This is a genomic window from Saccharopolyspora montiporae (genome assembly GCF_015209505.1).
Taxonomy (GTDB): Bacteria; Actinomycetota; Actinomycetes; order Mycobacteriales; family Pseudonocardiaceae; genus Saccharopolyspora; species Saccharopolyspora montiporae.
Genome location: NZ_JADEYC010000004.1, coordinates 39,628 through 61,885 on the forward strand (window position 1 = coordinate 39,628; position 22,258 = coordinate 61,885).

The window sequence follows — 22,258 nt, forward strand, 5'->3', positions numbered from 1 at the left end:
TTCGACCCGCACCGGTACTGCTGGGCCCGGCTCGTGCCGGGTCCGCGGGCCGCCGCGGGCGGGTTCCCCGCACCGGTGCGGCAGCCGCCGTGCTCGGACGTTCGCGCGAACCGGCGGTCGGCGAAAAGCGGTACCCGTGCACGACTCCGGATCAGTATGCTCGTGCCCGATTGGTGCCCCAATCCACCGAGTGGGCGCTTCGACTGGTCCGAGGAGGATCCGCATGGCCGCCGGCAGCACGTCCACCCGGTACCGGTTGCGCGCGGGCACGTCCGCGGTGCTGGCGGCCGCGGTGTTGAGCGGCTGCTCGGCCGCCGAGTCCGAGCGGGAACCGGATCCCGGGCCACCGGTGGTGCTGCCGGGTTCACCCGGGGAAGAACCGCAGGTCGTCGACCCGGAAAGCGCCACCGCTGACCGTCCACAACGGACACCCGAGGTGGAGGCGGAGTACCTGCGCGGGATGATCCGGCACCACGAGCAGGCGCTGCAGATGACCGACCTGGCCGAGGACCGCGCGCAGCACCCGCAGGTGCGCGCGCTGTCCGAGCGGATCGCCGCGGCGCAGGGCCCGGAGATCGGCGCCATGCGCGGCTGGCTGGGCGCGCGGGACCTGCCGCAGCCGGAAGCCGCGCAGCACGGCGAGCACGGCGACCATGGTGATCCCGGGGCTCACGGCGAGCACGGGGGTCATGGCGAGCATGGGGGTCATGGCGAGCATGGGGGTCATGGCGAGCACGGCGATATGCCGGGCATGGCCACCGACCAGCAGCTCGCCGAGCTGGCCGACTTCGCCGGCACCGACTTCGACGGCCGGTTCCTGCAGCTGATGACCGCGCACCACGAGGGCGCCATCCGGATGGCCACCGACCTGCTGAGCACGGGTCGCGACGAGCAGGTGCACGCCATGGCGCAGGACGTCCTGGTCACCCAGCGCAGCGAAATCGGTGCCATGCAGGAGCTCGCCGCGGAACTGCGCTAGCGGAACCCAGCGGCGAGACGGGTCTGCCCGCACCCGGCGCCGGGCGGAGCCGAGCTCGCGGTCAGTCCGCGTCGAGGGCGGCGCGAACCACCGCCAGCGCCTGATCGCGACCCAGGCCCAGCGCGTGCACCGCGCGGGCGTACTCGGCCGCCGCCTCCGCCGCGCGCTGCGCGCTCACATCGCCGGCTGAGGCGACGAACGTTCCTGCGCGCCCGCGGGTTTCGATCAGGCCGGCCTGCTCCAGCTCGCGGTACGACTTGGCGACCGTGTTCGGCGCGATGCCCAGCTCGGCGGACAGGGCGCGCACCGTCGGCAACTTGCTGCCGACCGGGAGCTCCCCGCTGTTGATCCGCTCGGCGATGCCCCCGCGCACCTGTTCGAACGGGGGAACCTCGGAGTCGGCATCGACCGTGAGCTGCATCGTCACTCCTGCCGGAACGCGGACAGCAGTCGCTGGGCGGCCAGCGTCGCGGTCAGCCGCCCGTCGCGCACGCCGGACTCGACCTCGCCCAGCACCGCCTGCACCTGCGGATGGTGGGTCAGCTCGGACATCAGCTGGTCGCGCACCAGCGACCAGGTCCACTCCACCTGCTGGTCGCTGCGCTTGGCGGCCAGCTCACCGGTCGCGGACAGCGCGGCGCGGTGCTGGCCGACCTGCTCCCACACGGTGTCCAGCCCCTGCTTCTCCTGGCCGCTGCAGGTCAGCACCGGCGGCGTCCAGGTGGCGGTGGCCGGGGTCAGCAGCCGCAGTGCGCTGCGCAGTTCCTGCGCCGCCTTGCGCGCCTCGCCCGCGTGCTCGCCGTCGGCCTTGTTCACCGCCACGATGTCGGCCAGCTCCAGCACGCCCTTCTTGATGCCCTGCAGCTGGTCGCCGGTGCGGGCGAGGGTCAGCGCCAGGAAGCAGTCCACCATCCCGGCGACCGTGATCTCCGACTGCCCGACGCCGACGGTCTCCACCAGGACGACGTCGAACCCGGCGGCCTCCATCAGCACGATGGTCTCCCGCGTCGCGCGCGCGACCCCGCCGAGCGTGCCCGCGGACGGGGAGGGGCGTACGAACGCGTTCGGATCCGCGGCCAGCGCGGACATCCGCGTCTTGTCACCGAGGATGCTGCCGCCGCTGCGCGAGGACGAGGGGTCCACGGCCAGCACCGCCACCCGGTGCCCGGTGGAGGTCAGCTCGGTGCCCAGCGACTCGATGAACGTCGACTTGCCCACGCCCGGGACACCGGTGATGCCCACCCGGTGCGCCCCGCCGCTGTGCGGGAGCAGCTCCACCAGCAGCTGCTGGGCGAGTTCCCGGTGGTCGGCGCGGGTCGATTCGACCAGCGTGATCGCCTGCGCGAGCTTGGTGCGCGATCCGTCGAGCACGCCCTTGGCGTAGTCGTGGACGTCGATCGTGCGCGCCATGGTCAGGTCTTCCTCCTCGCGCTCGGCGGATCAGCCGCGCAGCTTCTCCAGCAGGTCCGCGGCCGCCTCGGCGATGACCGTGCCGGGCGGGAAGATCGCGCTGGCACCGGATTCGCGCAGCGCGTCGAAGTCCGCGGGCGGGATCACGCCGCCGACGACGATCATGATGTCCTCGCGCTCCTGCTCGGCCAGCGCATCGCGCAGCGCGGGCACCAGGGTCAGGTGTCCCGCGGCGAGGCTGGACACGCCGACCAGGTGCACATCGGATTCCGCGGCCTGCCGGGCCACCTCGGCGGGCGTCTGGAACAGCGGCCCCACGTCGACGTCGAAACCCAGGTCGGCGAAGGCGGTCGCGATGACCTTCTGCCCCCGGTCGTGCCCGTCCTGGCCCATCTTGGCGACCAGGATGCGCGGCCGCCGCCCCTCTTCCTCGGCGAACGCGGCGACCTGCTGCCGCGCGTTCTCCATGGCGTCCGACGGCCCGGCCTCTTCCCGGTACACGCCGCTGATCGTACGGATCTGCCCGGAATGCCTGCCGAACACCTTCTCCAGCGCGTCGGAGATCTCGCCGACGGTGGCCTTCTCCCGCGCCGCGTCCACGGCCAGGGTGAGCAGGTTGTGCTCCAGGTCGTTCGGCCGCTGCCCGGACATCGCCGCCTCGGCCGCGCCGGTGAGCCTGCGCAGCGCGTCCGAGCAGGCCGCGTCGTCCCGCTCCTCGCGCAGCCTGCGCAGCTTGTCCAGCTGCTGGGCGCGCACCCCGGCGTTGTCCACCTTGAGCACGTCGATCTGCTCATCGCCGTCGAACCGGTACTTGTTCACGCCGATCAGCGGCTGGCGTCCGGAGTCGATGCGCGCCTGGGTGCGCGCGGCCGCCTCCTCGATGCGCAGCTTCGGGATCCCGGCGTCGATGGCCTGCGCCATCCCGCCCGCGTCCTCGACCTCGGTGATGTGCGACCAGGCCCGCTCGGCGAGGTCCTGGGTGAGCCGCTCGATGTAGTAGCTGCCGCCCCACGGGTCGACGACCCGGGTCGTGCCGGACTCGCGCTGCAGCACCAGCTGCGTGTTGCGGGCGATGCGCGCGGAGAAGTCGGTGGGCAGCGCCAGCGCCTCGTCCAGCGCGTTGGTGTGCAGCGACTGGGTGTGGCCCTGGGTGGCGGCCATGGCCTCCACGCAGGTGCGGATCACGTTGTTGTAGACGTCCTGCGCGGTCAGCGACCAACCGGACGTCTGCGAATGCGTGCGCAGCGACAGCGATTTCGAGTCCTTCGGATCGAAACCGCCCACCAGCTTCGCCCACAGCAGCCGGGCGGCGCGCAGCTTGGCGACCTCCATCGCGAAGTTCATCCCGATGCCCCAGAAGAACGACAGCCGGGGCGCGAACGCGTCCACGTCCAGTCCGGCTTCCCGCCCGGCACGCAGGTATTCGACGCCGTCGGCCAGCGTGTAGGCCAGTTCCAGATCGGCGGTCGCCCCCGCCTCCTGGATGTGATAGCCGGAGATGGAGATGGAGTTGAACTTCGGCATCTTCTGCGAGGTGTAGGCGAAGATGTCCGAGATGATCTGCATCGACGGCTGCGGCGGGTAGATGTAGGTGTTGCGGACCATGAACTCCTTGAGGATGTCGTTCTGGATGGTCCCGGCGAGCTTCTCCGGAGCAGCACCCTGCTCCTCGGCCGCCACGATGTACATCGCCATGACCGGCAGCACCGCGCCGTTCATCGTCATGGACACGCTCATCCGGTCCAGCGGGATGCCGTCGAAGAGCTGCCGCATGTCGTAGATGGAGTCGATGGCCACCCCGGCCATGCCCACGTCACCGCCGACGCGCGGGTGGTCGGAGTCGTAGCCGCGGTGCGTGGCCAGGTCGAAGGCCACCGACAGGCCCTTCTGCCCGGCCGCGAGGTTGCGCCGGTAGAAGGCGTTCGACTCGTCGGCGGTGGAGAACCCGGCGTACTGGCGCACCGTCCAGGGCTGGTTCACGTACATCGTCGGGTACGGCCCGCGCAGGTAGGGCGCGATGCCCGGGTAGGTGCTCAGGAAGTCCAGCCCGGCGGTGTCCTCGGCGGTGTAGAGCGGCCGGATGCCGACGCCCTCGGGGGCCTCCCAGGTCAGCGCGTCGGACTCCTTGCCGGTGCTGGCCAGCAGTTCCTGCTGCCAGCGGTCCGGGTCGCCGCCGGGCTGCGGGGTTTCCAGCGGGATATCGGCGAAGTTCGGGATCTGCTGGGTCATCGGGCTACTCCCAACCTGCGCTGGACGTCGGTGAGCACCGCCAGCGCATCGCATCCGGTGAAGACGTAGTCGTCGACGCCGGCCGGTGGTTCGTCGCCGGGCTTGCCGGCCAGCAGCACTCGCTGGGCGCCTGCGTCGCGCAGCGCCTCGGCGGTCTCCGCGGCCCGCTCGGCGTAGAGCTTGTCGGTGGAGCACAAGCACACCACGGGGTTTCCGTCCCACCCGGCCACGACGTCCGAAGTGGACTCCGACGGCCCGCCTTCGGTGGCGTCGATCCCGCCCGCGGCGAACAGGTTGCGCGCGAACGAGGCCCGCGCGTTGTAGGCGGCCAGCGGTCCGATCGTGGCCAGGTGCACCGTCGGGCGTGCGCCGGTCGCGGCCTCGTGCTCCGCGGCGGAGGTCCGCAGCGCCTCGAACCGCTCGCCGTGGCGGTGCCGGGGCAGCCCGCCGCCCGGCCGCTGCGGAGCGGGATCGCGCTGCAGCGGCTGCTCGTCCAGGTTCGGGAACTCGCTGACGCCGATCACCGCGTCGGTGCGGTGGTCCAGCGCCTCGGTGCGCGCCTGCCAGGTGGTCGCCAACCGCTCGGCGACGGCGCCGCTGTCCAGCGCGGCGGGCATGCCGCCCAGGCCCTCGATGCGCTGGAACCACTCCCAGGCCGCCGCGGCGATCTCGCCGGTGAGCGTCTCCACGTACCAGGAGCCGCCCGCCGGATCGATGACCTGGGCCAGGTGCGATTCGTCCAGCAGCAGCGCCTGGGTGTTGCGCGCGATGCGGCGGGAGAACGCGTCGGGCATGCCCACCGCCGCGTCGAACGGCAGCGTGCTGATCGCCTGCGCACCGCCGACCCCGGCGGCGAAGGCGGCGATGGTGCCGCGCAGCATGTTCACCCACGGGTCGTGCCGGGTGAGCATGACCGGCGAAGTGACCGCGTGCTGCTGCTGCGGGAGTGCCCCGGCCCCGCTGCTGCGGGTGATCTGCGCCCACAGCTGCCGCGCGGCGCGCAGTTTGGCGATGGTGAGGAACTGGTCGGCGGTGGCGGCGAACCGGAACTCGATCAGTCCCGCCGCCGCGGCCACGTCCACCCCGGCGTCCACCAGCCAGCGCAGGTAGGTGGTCGCGGTGGCCAGTGCGCAGCCCAGTTCTTCGGCGTCCGAACCGCCGGCTTCGTGGTAGGGCAGCGCATCGGCGACCAGCGCGTGCAGCTGCGGGTACTGCTCGGGGCAGTGCCGGGCGAGCTGCACCGCGCCTTCCCGGTCGGCGGGCTGACCGGTCCGGGCCTGCTCACCGAGCGGATCGGCGCCGAGGTTGCCGCGCAGCGCCCCGGCCGGGACCCCGCGTTCGGCGGCCAGCGCCAGGTACTCCTCGGCGGCGCGGGTAGCTTCGGCCCCGCCGTCGAGCACGACGCTGATCATCTCCAGGTGGACGTCGCCGAGCAGCTCGGGCAGCGCCGCGACCGGCGTGCCGCCCGGCCCGAGGCGCAGCCACAGCGAGTCGGACCCGTTGTACAGGTCGGCGAGGATGTCCTTGTTGCCGCGCTGCGGATCCGGGCAGGCGTGCAGTTGGCGGACCTGCCAGCCCTCGGTGACGCAGCCCTGCGGTCGCGCGCCGCGCAGGTACGGCGCGAGACCGGGCAGTCCCGGATCGGCGGGGCGCCCCGTGTAGAGCGGGTGCACCTCGATGCCCTCGTAGGTCGTCGAGGCGAGCACGTCCTCCACCGGGCCGGGCGGTGGCTGCTCACCGATCGAACCTGTCTTGCGCAAGGCCTTCTCGACCTGCGACTGCCACTGCTCGTGGGTCGGCGCGGGGAAGTCCGCGGCCAAGGGCAGAGCGGGTCCATCGCCGCTCGACGTCGAGTGCGCCACCATGAGGACCGATGGTAAGCGGGCGCTGATTCCTGCGAACCCGGCGGCGCTGTGACGCGCGTCCCAACCGGAGGCTGCCGGCATCCGAATCGGTTCCGTGCGCTGCGGCTGCCGCGCGGCCGTTCCGAGCACCCTGTTCAGCCGCACGGCGGATTGCGCGCTCCAGTGGTCGATCTCATGCGCCGCGGCACCGTTACCGGGCCCCGGCACCGCGTGCCGGGCCGGCGTGCTAACGAGTCGCTTCCCCGGGGGCTCAGCTCGCCTGGTCGCGGCCGCGCAGGTGGTACTCCCAGCCGGCTTCGGCGGTGTAGTGCAACTGGTAGTGCGTCTCGATCTTCGGGCCGTCGTGCAGGTGGATGTGCCGCACCAGTCTGCCCAGCACGGCCTCCGAGTCGCGGAGGTCCTGGATCCGCCCGTCCAGCGGACCGCCCACGAAACGCACCCAATGACCTGTCACGATCTCCTCCCGCAGCGGCAGCGCCCGGTTCCATCGTCCACGTTCCCCGCCCGTGCGCGCGTTCGACAGCGCGGGCCGGATCAGGATCGCACCGGTGCGCCCGGCCGAGGAAGTCGCGCCTTCGGGGTAGCCACCTGCGCCGGAACGCCCGCGCAGCCGGCCCGTGGGCTTGCGCACCCCCGCTCGCCCGGGCGGATGCTGTGCAGGGACGATGGGCAGGCGATGCGCCTCACCGACCTCTTCCCGCCGTCCGGTCCGGACGCCCCCGATCCGGACGAGCTGCTGGACGCCTTCACCACCTGGACCGCCGACCAGGGCATCGGGCTCTACCCGGCGCAGGAGGAGGCGTTGATGGAGGTGGTGACCGGCGGGCACCTGATCCTGAGCACGCCGACGGGCTCGGGAAAGAGCCTGGTCGCGCAGGGGGCGCACTTCGCCGCGCTGGCGGCGGGCAAGCGCACCTTCTACACGGCGCCGATCAAGGCGCTGGTGTCCGAGAAGTTCTTCGCGCTGGTCGACGTGTTCGGCGCGGAGAACGTCGGCATGATGACCGGGGACAGCAGCGTGAACGCGGACGCGCCGATCATCTGCTGCACCGCCGAGATCCTGGCCAACATCGCGCTGCGCGACGGTGATCGCGCCGATGTGGACCAGGTGGTGATGGACGAGTTCCACTTCTACGCCGAGCCGGAGCGCGGGTGGGCCTGGCAGGTGCCGCTGCTGGAGCTGACCAGCACCCAGTTCGTGCTCATGTCGGCCACGCTCGGCGACGTCCGGTTCTTCCGGGACGACCTCACCCGGCGCACCGGGCGGGAGACGGCCGTGGTGAGCTCGGCGGAGCGGCCGATCCCGCTGAGCTTCCGCTACGCGCGCACCCCGCTGCACGAGACGATCGAGGAACTGCTGGCCGGGCAGCAGGCGCCGGTGTACGTGGTGCACTTCAACCAGGCCGCCGCACTGGAGCAGGCGCAGGCGCTGATGAGCGTCAAGGTCGCCTCCCGCGAGCAGCGCGACCGCATCGCCGAGGTGATCGGGGATTTCCGGTTCACCGCGGGCTTCGGCAAGACGTTGTCCCGCCTGGTCCGGCACGGGATCGGCGTGCACCACGCCGGCATGCTGCCCAAGTACCGGCGGCTGGTGGAGCAGTTGGCGCAGGCCGGGCTGCTCAAGGTCATCTGCGGTACCGACACGCTCGGCGTGGGCATCAACGTGCCGATCCGCACCGTGCTGCTGACCGGGCTGACCAAGTTCGACGGGGTGCGCACCCGGCACCTCAAGGCGCGCGAGTTCCACCAGATCGCCGGCCGCGCGGGCCGCGCGGGCTACGACACCTCCGGCTACGTGGTGGTGCAGGCCCCCGAGCACGAGATCGAGAACGAGCGGGCGCTGGCCAAGGCCGGTGACGATCCGAAGAAGAAGCGCAAGGTGGTGCGCAAGAAACCGCCGGAGGGCTTCGTCTCCTGGAGCGAGAAGACCTTCGACAAGGTCGTGGCCGCCGAACCGGAACCGTTGCGGTCGAGCTTCCGGGTCAACCACGCGATGCTGCTCAACGTCATCAACCGGCCCGGTGACGCCTACGCGGCGATGAAGCACCTGCTCACCGACAACCACGAGGACCGCCCGGCTCAGCGCAAGCTGATGCTGCGCGCGATCGCCATCTTCCGGGCGCTGCTGGCCGCCGGGGTGGTGGAGCGGTTGGACGAGCCGGATGAGCAGGGCAGGCGGGTCCGGGTGACCGTGGACCTGCAGTTCGACTTCGCGCTCAACCAGCCGCTGTCCCCGTTCGCGCTGGCCGCGATCGAACTGCTCGACGCCGACTCCGAAACCTACCCGGAGGACGTGCTCTCCGTCGTCGAGTCCACATTGGACAACCCGAGGCAGGTGCTGTCCGCGCAGCAGTTCAAGGCCCGCGGCGAGGCCGTCGCGCAGATGAAGGCCGACGGCATCGAGTACGACGAGCGCATGGAACTGCTCGAAGACATCACGCACCCCAAGCCGCTGCAGGAGATGCTCGAAGCGGCTTACGAGACCTACCGCAAGGGTCATCCGTGGGTCGGCGACCACGAGCTCGCGCCCAAGTCGGTGGCCCGGGACATGCACGAGCGGGCGATGAACTTCGTGGAGTTCGTCAACCACTACGGGCTGGCCCGCTCCGAGGGGCTCGTGCTGCGCTACCTCGCCGATGTCTACAAGGCGCTGCGGCACACCGTGCCGGACGACGCCAAGACCGAGCGGCTCACCGACATCAGCGAGTGGCTCGGCGAACTCGTGCGCCAGGTCGACTCCAGCCTGCTCGACGAGTGGGAGAAGCTGCGCAACCCGGGGGAGGAGACCCCGGTCGCGGTGCCCGAGCAGGCCGAGCCGTCGCGGATCACCGCCAACACGCGGGCGTTCCGGGTGCAGGTGCGCAACGCGATGTTCCGCCGCGTGGAACTGGCCTCGCGCAGGCGCTTCGCCGAGCTCGGCGAGCTCGATGCCGAGTCCGGGTGGGGTGCGCAGGCGTGGCAGGACGCGCTGGAGGACTACTTCGAGCAGCACGACCGGATCGGCACCGGCGCCGACGCGCGCGGCCCGGCCATGCTCATGATCACCGAGGAGTCCGACCGCTGGCTGGTGCGGCAGATCTTCGAGGACCCGGACGGCGACCACGACTGGGGCATTTCCGCGGAAGTGGATCTGCCGGCCTCGGACGAAGCCGGCATGGCCGCGGTCCGGGTGACCGCGGTCGACGACGCGCCGGCCGGCTGACCGGCCGCGCTCTGGCGGTGCGCGCGGCCCTCGCATACGATCCGGCCAGTTCGCCCCAGCGCCCCGCGGAGGGAGACCCGGACATGGCCAAGACCGTGGTGGTCGGCATCGACGGATCGAACGAGTCCAAGGACGCGCTGCGCTGGGCCGCGGACTACGTGTCCGTCCTCGGTGGTCTGCTGCACGCGGTCACCGTCTGGTCCCAGCCCGTCCAGCTCGGCTACCGGTTGCCCTACCCGGACGACGAGCTGAAGCGCCGCGCGCAGGAGTCGCTGGACGAGGCGATCAGTCCCATCCGAACCGAGTACCCGAAGCTCGACCTGCGCACCCACCTGCTGCGCGGCAACGTCGAGGACGAGTTCGTGCGGCTGTCCGAGCAGGCCGATCTGCTGGTCCTCGGCAACAAGGGGCACGGCACGCTGACCGGGGTGTTCGTCGGCTCGGTCGCGCTCAAGCTCGTGCACCACGCCCGCTGCCCGGTCACCGTGGTGCGCTGACCGCTACGCCGCGCTGCGGGAGGCCGGGAAGTCGGCGCGCTCCAGCAACCAGGACACGCCCACGCCGACCACCAGCCCCCAGAACGCCGAACCGAGGTTGAGCACCTGCACCCCGGAGACGGTGACCACGAAGGTGACCAGGGCGCCGAGCGCGCACCGCCCGCTGAACGCGGTGACGAACGAGTTCTGCAGCACGCGCAGCATCGCCAGCCCGCCCAGCGCCGCGATGAACGCCCCCGGCATGCCCAGCATGAACCGGGTCAGCGCCGGGGCGAACAGCCCCGCGACCATGGCCAGTAGCCCGCAGGCGATGCCCGCGGTGTACTGCCTGCTGCGTTCGCCGGAGGCGGTCAGCAGCGCGTTCGTCGGTCCGGACAGGCAGGTCGAGATCCCGCCGAGAAGCGAGCTCAACACCGACCACGCGCCGCACGCGGTCGTGGCAGCGTTGGTCGGCGGCTCGTGCCCCGCCTCGCGCAGTACCGCGACGCCCTGCGCGTTCTGCACCACCAGCACGGTGATCGCCAACGGTACGACCAGCTCGGCCACCGCTTGCCAGGAGAACACCGGCGCCTGCGGAACCGGGGCGGCCAGCCAGCCGTCGCCCGGTGCGAGGGAGAGCCGGCCGGCCAGCGCCACCGCCGCCGCACCGGCCAGCAGCGCGCCGATGATCGGCGGAATCCGGCTGCCGAGCGCCGAGCGCCAGGTCAGCAGCAGGAACGCGAGCACCATCGGCACCGCGACGAACGCATCGGTGACCACCGACCGCGCCAGGTCCAGGCCGAAGTCGAGGAACGCCCCGGCGACCATGGCCATCACGATCGGCATCGGCACGACCGCCAGCAGCCGCCCGGCCCAGCCGGTCGGGCCGAGCACCAGGATCAGCAGCCCGGTGATCAGGAAGGCGCCCACCACCTCCGGCCAGCTCAGGTGGGCCAGCGCCGGACCGACCAGCACCGTGCCCGGGATGGTCCAGAAGAACGAGAGCGGTTGCCGGTAGGTCCAACTCGCCAGCACGGTGAGCAGCCCGTTGAGGAACAGGATCGCGAACACCCAGGACGCCAGCTCCGCGGCGGAGAGCCCGCCCTGGCTGCCGACGGACAGCACCACCGCGATCGGGCCGGTGGCCGCGAAGGTCAGCCCGATGAACCCGTTCAGCGCGTAACGGGGGCCGAAATCCCGGCGGAATGCGCGCAGATCCGGGAGGGGACGCGGCGGATTCTCCAGCAGACCCCGATTCATATTCGGTGCAGCGCTTTTCATAGCCCTCCCGTCTCAATTCCCGCGCATGCGCGAAACCGCCGCCGGAACGGGGAATTCCGGTCGGCGGTGGGCACATGTGCGGTCGGTTCGGTTCGCGCTGGTCGTGCGGCGGATTCCGGTTGATTCCGCGCTGGTGGCGAATTCCGGCGGTCGTTTCTACCCGGACGCGTGCGGATTCCGGCAGTCCGATGTCAGCACCGTCACATCGACCGCGCCGACTCCGGGTGAACGCGCAGCGTGCCGAATCCGGTACGGGCCGTCGGTGCGGGCCGGTAGGGTGCCCGCCGGATGATCTCGCTTCGGCGACGGAGGGCGGCATGAGTGGCGGGCAGAACAGCGTCGACGGCGACGTGCACGGGACCGCGGTCCAGGTCGGCAGCGCGGACGAGGTGAACCTGATGCTGGGAGGGGGAGCCTTCGTGCCGGTGAAACCGAAGACGCTGCCGAGCGATCCGCTGGAACTGAGTTTCGCCAACCGCACCGCGGAGCTCGCCGAACTGGACCGGTTGTGCGCGCGGGCGCGGCAGGAAGGGCGTTCGCAGGTAGCGCTGTTGCACGGCATGGGCGGTATCGGCAAGACGCTGACCATGCTGCGTTTCGCGCATCAGGAGCAGGACCGGTTCCCGGACGGGGTGTTCTACGACGATCTCGGCGGCAACGACCCCGACGGGCCGCGCACGCCCTCCGAGATCCTGAGCGGCTTCCTGTACAAGTTGGGTGTGGACGGGTCCGCGCAACCCTCGACCGAAAAGGAGCGCGGCGCCGCGTTCCGGCATCTCACCGCCGACCAGCAGGTGCTGCTCGTGCTCGACGATGCCGCGACCGCGGCGCAGGTGCTGGCGCTGTTGCCGTCCTCGTCGCGCAGCGTCGTGCTGGTCACCGCACGCCGCGAGCTGTCCTTCTTGTCCAGCCGGGTTGCCTCCATCCCGGTGGAACCGTTCGAACCGGTCGCGGCGCTGGACCTGCTGACGGAGCGGCTCGGCGAGGAGGCAGATGGTGCGGGTCCGGAGCTGCGCGCGCTGGTCGAGGCGTGCGGCAGGCATCCGTACGCGCTGCAGCTCGCGGGGCGCCGGTTGCGCGGGCGCAGCTCGTTGCCCACGCGGGCGAACAGGATCGCGCAGAACCCGCTGACGCTGGACGAAGACGGAGAACCGCGTCTGAAGGGCCAGTTCGACAGCGCCTACGCCGAGCTCGGTGAGCAGGACCGGCGCACCTACCGGTTGCTGGCGGCGCACCCGCGCGGCGAGTTCTCGCTGGCCGCCGCGGCGGCGCTGCTCGGCGAGGACGTGGTGGACGCCGAGGACCGGGTGGACGTGCTCGCCGACCTGCACCTGGTCACCCGGGTGGCCCCGGAGCGCTACCGGTTCCACTCGCTGTCCCGCGCGCACGCGCAGGGCAAGCTCACCGCGGACGAGGACGTCGAGGACCGGCACCGCGCGACGGCCCGCATGGTGCGGCACTACCTGGATTTCACGATGCGCCGGGACGCGGTGCTGTCCGCGCGCAGGCGGCTGAACCCGGACTACGCGCACGTCGAACCCGCGCACCGCGGACCGGACGCGCACCGCACCGCCGTGCACGAGCTGGAGGCCGAACGCGGCGCGCTGCCCGGCGTGGTGCGCGCGGCGCACGAGCACGGCCTGCACGAGCAGACCTGGCAGCTGTGCGAGGCGCTGTTCACGTTCCTGGTGGATCGGGACTGCTACGAGGACCTGCTGGAAATCCTGCCGCTGGCAACGCCTTCCGCGCAGCAGTTGGCCGCCCCGGACGTCGAGGTCCGGATGCGCGCCCACCTGGGCTCGGCCTACTTCCTGGCGCAGGACTACGTGGCCGCTCGCGCGCAGTTCGAGCTCTCGCTGCAGCTGGCCGAACAGTGCGGGGACGTGCTGGGGCGGCAGAGCGCGCTGGAGTGGCTCGGGCAGATCCACGAGCGGCTCGGCGATCCGCAGGCCGCGCTGCAGTACTACGACGCGTCCCGCGAGGTGGTCCAGCAGGAGTTCGCCCCCGAGCGCCGCCCGCGGCCGCTCGCCCTGCACGGCATGCACTCCGGCCGGGTGCTGGTGGACAACGGTGAGCCGGAGCGGGCGCTGGACCGGTTGCACGCCGCGCACGAGTGCTTCGCCGAGCTCGGCGAGCAGGCCAACCCCGCGAAGACCGCGCTGTCCATCGCCCGCGCCCGGCTGCTCGGGCACGAACTCGACGACGCCGACCGCTGGGCCCGGTACGCGCTGGACATCTGCCGCGAGGTGCGGATGGTGCAGGACACCGCGGTCGCCTTGGAGCTGCTCGGCGAGATCAGCGCCCGCTCCGGGGACACCGCGGCCGCAGCCGAACACCGGCGCGAAGCGGGCCGATTGCTGTCGGCCCTCGGCGCCGAACGCGCCCGCGCCCTTCTCGACGAGCAGTCATGACACGGCGACGTGCGCGCCGTTGACGGTGATTCGGTCGGGGAGCTCGGCGAGGCCGAACCCCGCTGCGAGCCAGCGGTGCGCGGCCGAGGCGAACAGCGCGGGATCGCTGTCGCCGGTCGGGTCGGTCAGCCGGACCTGCTCGCCGTCCCGGGTGCGGACCGTGCAGGAGGTGTCGTCGACGGCTGCGGCCAGCTGGAGCCCGCGCCGGGTGCGCAGCGCGTCGCGCAGCCAGTGCTCGGCGTGCGGTCCCCAGTCGTCGGCGTCGTCGAGCACCAGGACGTCGGCCGCGGCCGATAACCGCCTGCCGGGGTGCGTGACGGTCGTCAGCAGATGGGCGCCCGAAGGAACCTGGTGCGGGGACAGCATTTCCGCCCGGAGCCGGTGCACGCGCAGGTCGGGGCCGGGGCGCAGCTCCCCGGTCGCGTACAGCGCGCTCGGCCGCCACCTCAGGCGCCCGGTGGGCAGCCCGGTCGGCGGATCGGCCGGCACCGGCGGTTCGCCGCGCGGTTCGTCCAGGCCCAGCATCGCGTAGCAGCGCGCCCGCACGCGTTCGGCCGCTCCGTCCGGGCACGAGGTGATCAGCCGGTGCGCCTCGTGCTGACCTGCGGCGGAGGTCATCGCCTTGCGCAGCTGGGGCGGCAGCGGTTGGTCGCGGCGCAACCGGGGCGCTCGGGCGCCGAGCGCGGCCACCGCGGAATCCGGGGCCACCGCGTGGTCCGGGAAGTGCCCGAACAGCACGGGGACCCCGGCGCCCGCCGCGTAGGCGGTCACCGAACTGTGGTCCCCGATGAGCACATCGGCGGCGGCTACGGCGGCTCGCCAGCCCCGCTCCGGCGCGACCAGCAGCAGGCCGGACCGGACGTGCGGCGCCAGCATCCGGTGCACGGTCTCCGGATCGTGGTGCGCCGACACGTTGGGATGGATGATCGCCAGCACCCGGTACCGGTCCACGTCCAGTTCGGCGAGGAGTTGTTCGTACAGCCCGAATTGGGAGCCCAGCAACGAGTCCGGCCGCCATGTCGTGCAGAGGGCGACCACGGTGCGCTCGTCGTCGGCGCCCAGTGCGCGCCGGTACCGGTGGCGCATCGGCAGGCTCGCGCGCAGCCGGTCGTAGCAGGGGTCACCGCTGACGAACGCGCGCTCGGCCGCCTCGGGGACCGCGGCGCGCAGCCGCTCCCGCTGCTCGTGGTGGGCCACCGCGATGGCCGAGGGGATCGTTTTCCCGTCGTGCAGCAGCTGATCCGGCGAAAGCCCGAAGGTTTCCGGTTTCCGGTTTCCGGTTTCCGGTTTCCGGTGTCCGGTTTCCGGTTTCCGGTTTCCGGTTTCCGGTGTCCGGTTTCCGGTTTCCGGTTTCCGGTTTCCGGTGCGATCTTAGTGTAGCGGATCCCGTGCGGAAGAGACAGCACCGGAATGTCTACATCGGACAAACCGCTGTGGCCGGCCGTGATGAGCAGCGCGAAACCGAGATTCGGCTCGTGCGCGGCGACCGGGTGGATCCCGCGCTCCGCGAACAGCTCGTGCAACCCGTTCGGCAGCGGATCCGCGCCGTTCCACCGGTAGTGCAGCTCGACCCGCGGATCCCCCTCGAACACGTCGACCACGTCCAGCAGCCGCGTCATCGCGACGACGTTGTCGGCCAGCACCAGCACGTGCCGGTCCGCGGAGAACGTGCGGTTGTCCGGGTTCTTCGCGCGCAGCGCGCGGTCCGCGGGCGGTGCATCGGGCTCGGAAGAACTGGCCATCCCGGCACGATAACCGCCCGCGGACCGCCGCCGTCAGCTCAGCCCGACGATCTCGCCGTTCTCGTCGAGATCGATGCTCTCCGCGGCCGGGTGCGAGCCCAGGCCCGGCATGGTGCGCATGTCGCCGCAGATCGGGTACACGAACCCGGCACCGACCGAGGCACGCACCTCGCGCACCGGCAGCACCCACTCGCTCGGCGCGCCCAGCAGCGCCGGATCCGAGCTCAGCGACAGGTGGGTCTTGGCGATGCACACCGGGAGCTCGCCGAACCCGTTGGCCTCGTAGTCGTCCAGCGCCCGGGCCGCGGCCGGCTGGTAGGACACCCCGGACGCCCCGTAGACCTTCGTCGCGATCGTCTCGATCTTGGTGCGCAGGTCCGCGGAGTCCGGGTACAGCTGCTGGAACGTGTTCGGCTCCTCGGCGGCCTCCACGACGGCCTCGGCGAGCTCCAGCGCCCCCTTGCCGCCCTCGCCGAAGTGCTCGCTGACCGCCACCCGCACGCCTTCTTCCTCGGCGACCTGCCGGATCGCCGCGTGCTCGCTGGGGTGATCGGTGGGGAAGGCGTTGATCGCCACGACCGGCGAGACCCCGTGCAACCGGATGTTGTCGATCTGCTTGCGCAGGTTCGCCGCGCCGGCCAGCACGTCCGCCGGGCTCTCGGCCAGCAGTTCCGGCGGCAGCGGTTTGCCCGCCACCACCCGGTGCCGCCCGGAGTGCGCCTTCAGCGCGCGAACCGTGGCCACCAGGACCGCCGCGTCCGGTCGCAGCCCGGAATTGCGGCACTTGATGTTGAAGAACCGCTCGGCGCCCATGTCCGCGCCGAAACCGGCCTCGGTGACCAGGTATTCGCTGCCGCGCACCGCGATCCGGTCGGCCACCACCGAGGAGTTGCCGTGCGCGATGTTGCCGAACGGGCCCGCGTGCACCAGTACCGGCGTGTTCTCCGTGGTCTGCATCAGGTTCGGCTTGATCGCCTCGCGCATGATCACCGCCATCGCCCCGGCCGCGCGCAGCTGCTCGGCGGTGACCGGCGCGCCGGACCGGCCGTAGCCGATTACGATGCGCCCGAGCCGTTCGCGCAGGTCGCGCAGCGAGTTCGACAGCGCCAGCACCGCCATCACCTCGCTGGCCGCGGTGATGTCGAAGCCGGCTTGCCGCGGGCTGCCGTCCGCGTGACCGCCGAGCCCGCTGACGATGTTGCGCAGCTCGCGGTCATTGGTGTCCAACACCCGGCGCCACGTGATCCGGTGCGGGTCGATGTCCAGCGCGTTGCCCTTGTGCAGGTGGTTGTCCACCATCGCCGAGAGCAGGTTGTGCGCAGCGGTGACCGCGTGCATGTCCCCGGTGAGGTGCAGGTTGAGCGCCTCCATCGGCACCACCTGGCTGTACCCGCCGCCGGCGGCCCCGCCCTTGATCCCGAAGGTCGGCCCCATCGACGGTTGGCGCACCGCCACCGCCGACCGCTTGCCCAGCCGGGACAGCGCCTGGCCGAGCCCGACCGTGGTCGTCGTCTTGCCCTCGCCGAGCGGCGTCGGGGTGATCGCCGAGACGAGCACGTAGCGGCCCGCGGGCCGGTCGGCCAGTTCGTCGACGGCCTCCAGCCGGATCTTGGCCACATCGGTGCCGTAGGGCTCCAGCAGGCCCGGGTCCAGCCCGAGCTGCTCGGCCACCTCCGGCAGCGGGCGCAGTGGTGTCGACCGCGAGATGTCCAGGTCGGACGGGATGCTCATGCCGGTACCTCCCGGAGCCGTTGCGCCAGTTCCTGGCGCCATTGCAGGGTTTTCGCGACCTCGTTGAACGTGAACAGGTGCCATCCGGCGACTCCGGACACGGGGTCGGCGAGGTGGTGCGCGAGTTCGTCGAACAGCGCTTCCGGCGTGTAGCGGGTCAGCAGCTTGGACACCACGCCGGGCTGCTTGCGCAGGAAGCGCAGCGAGTCCCCGAGCCCGATCTTCAGTGAGATCCGCAGCAGCCGGTGCATGTCCACCACTCCGGGAGCGCCGATGTGGATCGGCAGCGTCATGCCCCGCTCGCGCACCGCACGGATCCACGCGCCGGTCGCGGCCGGATCGAAGCAGATCTGCGAGACGACGTAGTCGGCGTGCCGGGCTTTGACGTCCAGTGCGCGCGCGGTCTCGACGTCCGGGATGAACGCGTGCGATTCCGGGTAGCCGGCGATGCCGATCCGGGCCGGTCGGCGGCCGAGCTCCTCGATGGCCGACAGCAGGCCCGGCGCGTCGGCGAATTCGCCCACCGGTTCCGGCCGGTCGCCCGCGATCACGAACACCTCGTCGATGCCGGCCGCGGCCGTGCGGTCGAGCAGCTCGGCCAGTTGCACCTGCCCGGTGATGCTGCGCGCCGCCAGGTGCGGGACGACGTGCAGACCGAGCTCGCGCAGCCGGATGGCGACCTCGACGGTCCGGTCCGGTCCCTTCGAGGCCGAAGCCGTCACGGTGACCGTGCTGCCCGCGGGCAGTTGCGCCGCCTGCTCCACGGCGCCGCGCAGCGGGAGCACCTCGAACCTGGCCTGCAGGAGGTGCTGCCGGAGCTGCTCGGGGTTGGTGATCATGCGCCCATCACCGCTCTTTCCGCTGTTGCCGCCGTCCGGCGGCGGTGTCGGTTCCGCGTATCGCGCCCGGTCCGGGCACTGCGGTCGGCGGGCACCCGCGGGTGCGTGGGGCGCGGGTGCCCGCGCCGCGGCGGTGCTGCCGCGGCCGTCCATCGGTCCCGTCACGCCCGCACGAGGCGCTTCGGGATGTCCTTGCTCGGGTCCAGGAACGGCTTCTCCGCCACGACCGCTTCCTGCGGGCCGTGCTGGGTGTGCACCACCAGTTCGGTACCCAGCTCGTGGTAGGCGATCGGCACCATGGCGTAACCGATGTTGCGCTCCAGCCGCGGCGACCAGCACGCGGAGGTGATCTCGCCGATGCGCAGCCCGTGCGGGTCGTGCACGTCGAACGGGTCGATCATCCGGCCGTCGTTGAACGAGCCCACGCTCGGCCCGCCGATCTCCACCCCGACCAGCTTGCGGGTGATGCCCTCGGACTTGATCCGCTGCAGCGCCGCCTTGCCCAGGAAGTCCGATTCCTGCGCGAGGTCGACCATCCAGGTCTTCTCGAACCCGTACCCGGCTTCGAAAGGATTGGTGTCGTGGGTGATGTCGCAGCCCCAGGACAGGATCCCGGCTTCGATGCGCCGGATGTGGCACGGGCCGATCACCCGCATCCCGTGCGGTTCGCCGGCCTGCCAGATCCGGTCCCACAGCGCGACGCCGTCCCTGCTGGCGTTGTGCAGGTAGATCTCGTAGCCCAGCTCGGCGGTGTAACCGGTGCGCGAGACGACCACCTGCATGCCGTCCAGCTCGCGGTCGACCGCGTAGTAGTACGGGACGTCCAGGATGGACTCGCCGAACAGGTCGACCATCACGTCGCGGGATTTCGGGCCCTGCACCTGGACCGGACCCACATCGGGCTCGCGGATCTGCACATCCATGCCGAGGCCGTGCGCCAGGCCCTTCGCCCACAGCAGCACGTCGCTGTCGGCCAGCGAGAGCCAGAAGTGGTTCTCGCCCAGCCGCAGCAGGACCGGATCGTTGATGATCCCGCCGTCCTCGTTCGTGATGAACACGTACTTGCACTGCCCGACCTTGCACTTGGTGAGATCGCGGGGCACGAGCATGTTGGTGAACTCGAACGCGTCGGGACCGGTGATCTCCACCTGCCGCTCCACGCCGACGTCCCACAGCGTCACGCCCTCCAGCAGGGCCCAGTACTCGCCGATCGGGTCGCCGTAGTGCCGGGGGTGGTAGGTGTGGTTGTATACGCTGTAGAGGCCGACTCCGTGCCTGCGCGACGCGTAGAAGAACGGCGACTTGCGCAGCCGGGAGTAGAGCAGGATTCCGGGGTTCGGGTTGATGCTCATCTGGACTCCTCGTCGGGTGCGAAGGGTGTGCTGGGTCGGCGGGCGAGGCCGGGTGCCTCGCCGCGGGGGCGGTCGGAGTGGTCGGTGGTGCTGGATCAGCAGCGCATCCGGTGCATGTCCGGGTCGAAGACGGGGTCTGCGACCACGGTCGCCGGATGTCGCCGGTCGAAGTAGGACACCTGCAGGGCGGTGCCCGGTCCGGACAGTTCCGCGGGCAGCCACGCGTACGCGAGGCTCGCTCCGACGCTGTGCCCGTAGCCGGTGCTCGTGGTGAAGCCGACCGCATCGGCCCGCTCCGCGGTGAACACCGGTTCGGACCCCATCAGCACTGCGCCGTCGTCGACGGTCAGACAGCACAGCTTGCGCTGCGGTGGCCGCTCGCGGCGCCGCAGCAGCGCATCGCGCCCCAGGAAGTCGCCCTTGTCGGTCTTGACGGCGAAGGCCAGGCCGGCTTCGTCCGGATCGTGCCGGCTCCACATGTCGGTGCCCCAGGCCCGGTAGCCCTTCTCCAGCCGCAGGTTGTTGAACGCGGCCCGCCCGGCGGGCACGATCCCGTGCTCGGCGCCCGCCGCGGCCAGCAGGTCCCACAGCCGCAAGCCGAATTCCGCCGAGGCGTAGAGTTCCCAGCCCAATTCGCCCACATAGGACAGTCGCAGCGCGGTTACCGGGACCTCGCCCACGTGCAACCGCTTCGTGCGGAAGAACCGGAACCCGTCGTGCGAGATGTCGTCATCGGTGAGCTCGCCGAGCACGTCCCGGGCGCGCGGCCCCCACAGGCCCACGCAGCACGTCCCGCCGGTGATGTCCCGGACCGCGGTGCCGGGTTCGGCGTGCTCGCGCAGCCAGGCGATGTCCCGCGGTCCGTTGCAGCCGACCTGGAACAGGTCGCGCTCCAGCCGGGCGACGGTGATGTCCGCGCGCACGCCCGCGGTGTCGTCGAGCATGAGCGTGTACGTCACATAACCGGGCTTGCGGTCGAGGTTTCCGGTGGTCAGCCGCTGCAGAAGGTCCAGCGCGCCGGGTCCGGACACCTCCGCGCGGGGCAGCGAGGTCATGTCGTACATGGCGGCGCGCTCTCGGGTGGCGTGGTGCTCGGCGACGGCGATCGGTGACCAGTAGCGCGCCGCCCACGGCCCGGGTGCGGCGTGCTCGTGGTCGCCGAGCATCCCGCTGTTGGCGGTGTACCAGTGCGGGCGTTCCCACCCGGACGCCTCCAGGAAGAATGCGCCGAGTTCCTGCTCGCGCGGGTAGAACGGGCTGGTGCGCAGCGGGCGCGGGTGCTCGGGCGGTTGCTGCGGGTGCAGCACGTCGTAGACCTCGCGGAAGCTCTGCGAGCCGCGCTCGGTCACGTAGGCGGGGCTGTGCGCGAACGGGTCGAACCGGCGCACGTCCGCGGCGCGCAGATCGGTACCCGGGTGGCCGCGGACCAGCCACTCCGCCAGTGCGCGGCCCACCCCGGCCGAGTGGGTGATCCACACCGACTCGCCGAGCCAGAAGTTGTCGACCTCCGCGGAGGGGCCGAGCACCGGCATCCCGTCCGCGGTGAACAGGAACAGGCCGTTCATGCCCTCGGCGATCTCGGCGTCGGCCAGCACCGGGAGCAGTTCGCGGGCGTCCTTCCACGGCACGTCGAAGTCCGCCGGGGTGAACTCGTGCACCGAGGCCATGCCCGCCCAGCCGCCGCCGGAGGACGGAGCTTCGGCCCCGTCGCCGGGTGCGGCGGTGGGCGCGAGGTCGGCGCTGCGCACCGGGATCGCGCGGTGCTGGTAGGACCCGATGCCGTACCGGTCGTGGGCCTGCCGGAAGTACATCGAGCTGTCCTGGTGGCGCAGGATCGGCTGGGAGACCTCGTCGGTCCCGGTCAGCCCGGGAACGTGGCCGGTGACCGCGTACTGGTGGGCCAGCGGCTGGACCGGTACGGACACCCCGGCCAGTCGGCCGATGCGCGGTCCCCAGATCCCGGCGCAGCACAGTACGGTCTGCACCGCGATGTCCCCGCGGTCGGTGTGCACCGCGCGAATCCGCCCGTCCTGCACGTCGAATCCCGTCACGGCCGTGCGTTCCAGGAAACGCACGCCCCGACGACGCGCGTCGCGGGCCATGGCTTCCCCGGCGCGGACCGGTTTGGCGATGCCGTCGGTGGGCACGTGCAGTCCGCCGAAGATGCGGTCCGGATCGATCTGCGGGATCCGGTCGCGCACCTGGCCGGGGTCGAGCAGTTCGCCGTCCACGCCCCAGGCGGCGGTCAGGCCGAGCTTGCGGTGCAGGTCGTCCCAGCGCTGCTGGGTCGCGGCGACCTCGATCCCGCCGACCTGGTGGAAGCAGGGCTGCCCGTCGAGTTCGAGCTCGCCGAAGGTGCGCACCGTGTCCTGGGCGAGCTCGGTGAGCAGCTGGGACCCGTTGGTCTGGAAGACGAGTCCGGGGGCGTGCGCGGTGGAGCCGCCGGTGGCGAACAGCGGGCCCTGCTCGACGACGACCACGTCGGTCGTCCCGAGGCGCGCGAGGTGGTAGGCGGTGCTGCAGCCGACGATGCCGGCACCGATGACGAGGACCTGGGTGCTTGTTTCCATAGCCGCCGCCTGTTGCGTCTACGACAACTAGATTCGATATACGCAACAGTGCGCTCCGGGCATCCGGTGCGTCAAGGACACGGCAGGGTCAATTTCGCCGCGGCTGATCGCGGGTTCGGGGACTCGGATCCGTTGCCGGGTACCGGGATTCGGCCCGGGAGGAGCGTCGGC

15 protein-coding genes are annotated in these 22,258 nt (G+C 71.6%); 4 read left to right on the plus strand and 11 right to left on the minus strand.

The window, feature by feature from the left end:
- Nucleotides 1-223 precede the first annotated feature (223 nt).
- The gene (locus IQ251_RS02090; RefSeq protein ID WP_193926685.1) at nucleotides 224-979 is read left to right on the plus strand and encodes a DUF305 domain-containing protein; all 756 of its coding nucleotides are present in this window, start codon (nucleotides 224-226) and stop codon (nucleotides 977-979) included.
- Nucleotides 980-1,040: 61 nt separating this feature from the next.
- Here IQ251_RS02090 and IQ251_RS02095 read toward each other — a convergent pair whose 3' ends face one another.
- From IQ251_RS02095 to IQ251_RS20195, 5 genes are all read right to left on the minus strand, one after another.
- Nucleotides 1,041-1,400 carry a GntR family transcriptional regulator gene (locus IQ251_RS02095; RefSeq protein ID WP_193926686.1) on the minus strand — a complete coding sequence of 120 codons (360 nt, stop codon included), beginning with the start codon at nucleotides 1,398-1,400 and terminating at the stop codon, nucleotides 1,041-1,043.
- Nucleotides 1,401-1,402: 2 nt separating this feature from the next.
- Nucleotides 1,403-2,389: a methylmalonyl Co-A mutase-associated GTPase MeaB gene (meaB, locus tag IQ251_RS02100; protein ID WP_193926687.1), complete on the minus strand. Its 987-nt coding sequence runs from the start codon at nucleotides 2,387-2,389 to the stop codon at nucleotides 1,403-1,405.
- A gap of 30 nt (nucleotides 2,390-2,419) precedes the next feature.
- Nucleotides 2,420-4,618: a methylmalonyl-CoA mutase gene (scpA, locus tag IQ251_RS02105; RefSeq protein ID WP_193926688.1), complete on the minus strand. Its 2,199-nt coding sequence runs from the start codon at nucleotides 4,616-4,618 to the stop codon at nucleotides 2,420-2,422.
- A complete protein-coding gene (locus tag IQ251_RS02110) occupies nucleotides 4,615-6,483 on the minus strand; it encodes a methylmalonyl-CoA mutase family protein (protein WP_193926689.1) in 1,869 nt (622 codons plus the stop codon). The genes scpA and IQ251_RS02110 overlap by 4 nt, the downstream gene beginning before the upstream one ends.
- Nucleotides 6,484-6,733: 250 nt before the next feature.
- Nucleotides 6,734-7,114, minus strand: a complete 381-nt coding sequence (locus IQ251_RS20195) for a DUF8847 domain-containing protein (protein WP_370591152.1) — start codon at nucleotides 7,112-7,114, stop codon at nucleotides 6,734-6,736.
- Between the two features lie 45 nt (nucleotides 7,115-7,159).
- On the opposite strand from IQ251_RS20195, the gene IQ251_RS02120 reads away from it, so the two are divergent.
- A complete protein-coding gene (locus IQ251_RS02120; protein ID WP_193926690.1) occupies nucleotides 7,160-9,685 on the plus strand; it encodes a DEAD/DEAH box helicase in 2,526 nt (841 codons plus the stop codon).
- Nucleotides 9,686-9,768: 83 nt separating this feature from the next.
- Complete coding sequence (locus IQ251_RS02125) at nucleotides 9,769-10,182, plus strand: universal stress protein (RefSeq protein ID WP_193926691.1); 414 nt, start codon at nucleotides 9,769-9,771, stop codon at nucleotides 10,180-10,182.
- A 3-nt stretch (nucleotides 10,183-10,185) separates the two neighbouring features.
- On the opposite strand, the gene IQ251_RS02130 is transcribed toward IQ251_RS02125, so the two are convergent.
- Entirely contained in the window at nucleotides 10,186-11,421 is a 1,236-nt protein-coding gene (locus tag IQ251_RS02130) for a benzoate/H(+) symporter BenE family transporter (RefSeq protein ID WP_228045986.1), read from the minus strand.
- A gap of 338 nt (nucleotides 11,422-11,759) precedes the next feature.
- On the opposite strand from IQ251_RS02130, the gene IQ251_RS02135 reads away from it, so the two are divergent.
- The gene (locus IQ251_RS02135) at nucleotides 11,760-13,853 is read left to right on the plus strand and encodes a tetratricopeptide repeat protein (protein ID WP_193926693.1); all 2,094 of its coding nucleotides are present in this window, start codon (nucleotides 11,760-11,762) and stop codon (nucleotides 13,851-13,853) included.
- On the opposite strand, the gene IQ251_RS02140 is transcribed toward IQ251_RS02135, so the two are convergent.
- The 5 genes from IQ251_RS02140 to IQ251_RS02160 all read right to left on the minus strand — a co-directional run bounded on the left by IQ251_RS02140 (nucleotide 13,848) and on the right by IQ251_RS02160 (nucleotide 22,087).
- Nucleotides 13,848-15,050, minus strand: a complete 1,203-nt coding sequence (locus tag IQ251_RS02140) for a CDP-glycerol glycerophosphotransferase family protein (protein ID WP_193926694.1) — start codon at nucleotides 15,048-15,050, stop codon at nucleotides 13,848-13,850. The genes IQ251_RS02135 and IQ251_RS02140 overlap by 6 nt on opposite strands.
- 578 nt (nucleotides 15,051-15,628) lie before the next feature.
- A complete protein-coding gene (locus tag IQ251_RS02145; RefSeq protein WP_193926695.1) occupies nucleotides 15,629-17,326 on the minus strand; it encodes a formate--tetrahydrofolate ligase in 1,698 nt (565 codons plus the stop codon).
- Nucleotides 17,323-18,165: a methylenetetrahydrofolate reductase gene (locus tag IQ251_RS02150; protein WP_193926696.1), complete on the minus strand. Its 843-nt coding sequence runs from the start codon at nucleotides 18,163-18,165 to the stop codon at nucleotides 17,323-17,325. The genes IQ251_RS02145 and IQ251_RS02150 overlap by 4 nt, the downstream gene beginning before the upstream one ends.
- A gap of 161 nt (nucleotides 18,166-18,326) precedes the next feature.
- Nucleotides 18,327-19,517 (minus strand): glycine cleavage T C-terminal barrel domain-containing protein, encoded by a 1,191-nt coding sequence (locus tag IQ251_RS02155; protein WP_193926697.1) that lies wholly within the window; start codon nucleotides 19,515-19,517, stop codon nucleotides 18,327-18,329.
- A 95-nt stretch (nucleotides 19,518-19,612) separates the two neighbouring features.
- Nucleotides 19,613-22,087, minus strand: a complete 2,475-nt coding sequence (locus tag IQ251_RS02160; protein WP_193926698.1) for a GcvT family protein — start codon at nucleotides 22,085-22,087, stop codon at nucleotides 19,613-19,615.
- Nucleotides 22,088-22,258: the final 171 nt, after the last annotated feature.

Bases quoted from the DNA above. Each gene is read 5' to 3' on its own strand.
- IQ251_RS02090 (WP_193926685.1), top strand. From the start codon at position 224: ATGGCCGCCGGCAGCACGTCCACCCGGTACCGGTTGCGCGCGGGCACG.
- IQ251_RS02095 (WP_193926686.1), bottom strand. From the start codon at position 1,400: ATGCAGCTCACGGTCGATGCCGACTCCGAGGTTCCCCCGTTCGAACAG.
- meaB (WP_193926687.1), bottom strand. From the start codon at position 2,389: ATGGCGCGCACGATCGACGTCCACGACTACGCCAAGGGCGTGCTCGAC.
- scpA (WP_193926688.1), bottom strand. From the start codon at position 4,618: ATGACCCAGCAGATCCCGAACTTCGCCGATATCCCGCTGGAAACCCCG.
- IQ251_RS02110 (WP_193926689.1), bottom strand. From the start codon at position 6,483: ATGGTGGCGCACTCGACGTCGAGCGGCGATGGACCCGCTCTGCCCTTG.
- IQ251_RS02120 (WP_193926690.1), top strand. From the start codon at position 7,160: ATGCGCCTCACCGACCTCTTCCCGCCGTCCGGTCCGGACGCCCCCGAT.
- IQ251_RS02125 (WP_193926691.1), top strand. From the start codon at position 9,769: ATGGCCAAGACCGTGGTGGTCGGCATCGACGGATCGAACGAGTCCAAG.
- IQ251_RS02130 (WP_228045986.1), bottom strand. From the start codon at position 11,421: ATGAATCGGGGTCTGCTGGAGAATCCGCCGCGTCCCCTCCCGGATCTG.
- IQ251_RS02135 (WP_193926693.1), top strand. From the start codon at position 11,760: ATGAGTGGCGGGCAGAACAGCGTCGACGGCGACGTGCACGGGACCGCG.
- IQ251_RS02145 (WP_193926695.1), bottom strand. From the start codon at position 17,326: ATGAGCATCCCGTCCGACCTGGACATCTCGCGGTCGACACCACTGCGC.
- IQ251_RS02150 (WP_193926696.1), bottom strand. From the start codon at position 18,165: ATGATCACCAACCCCGAGCAGCTCCGGCAGCACCTCCTGCAGGCCAGG.
- IQ251_RS02155 (WP_193926697.1), bottom strand. From the start codon at position 19,517: ATGAGCATCAACCCGAACCCCGGAATCCTGCTCTACTCCCGGCTGCGC.
- IQ251_RS02160 (WP_193926698.1), bottom strand. From the start codon at position 22,087: ATGGAAACAAGCACCCAGGTCCTCGTCATCGGTGCCGGCATCGTCGGC.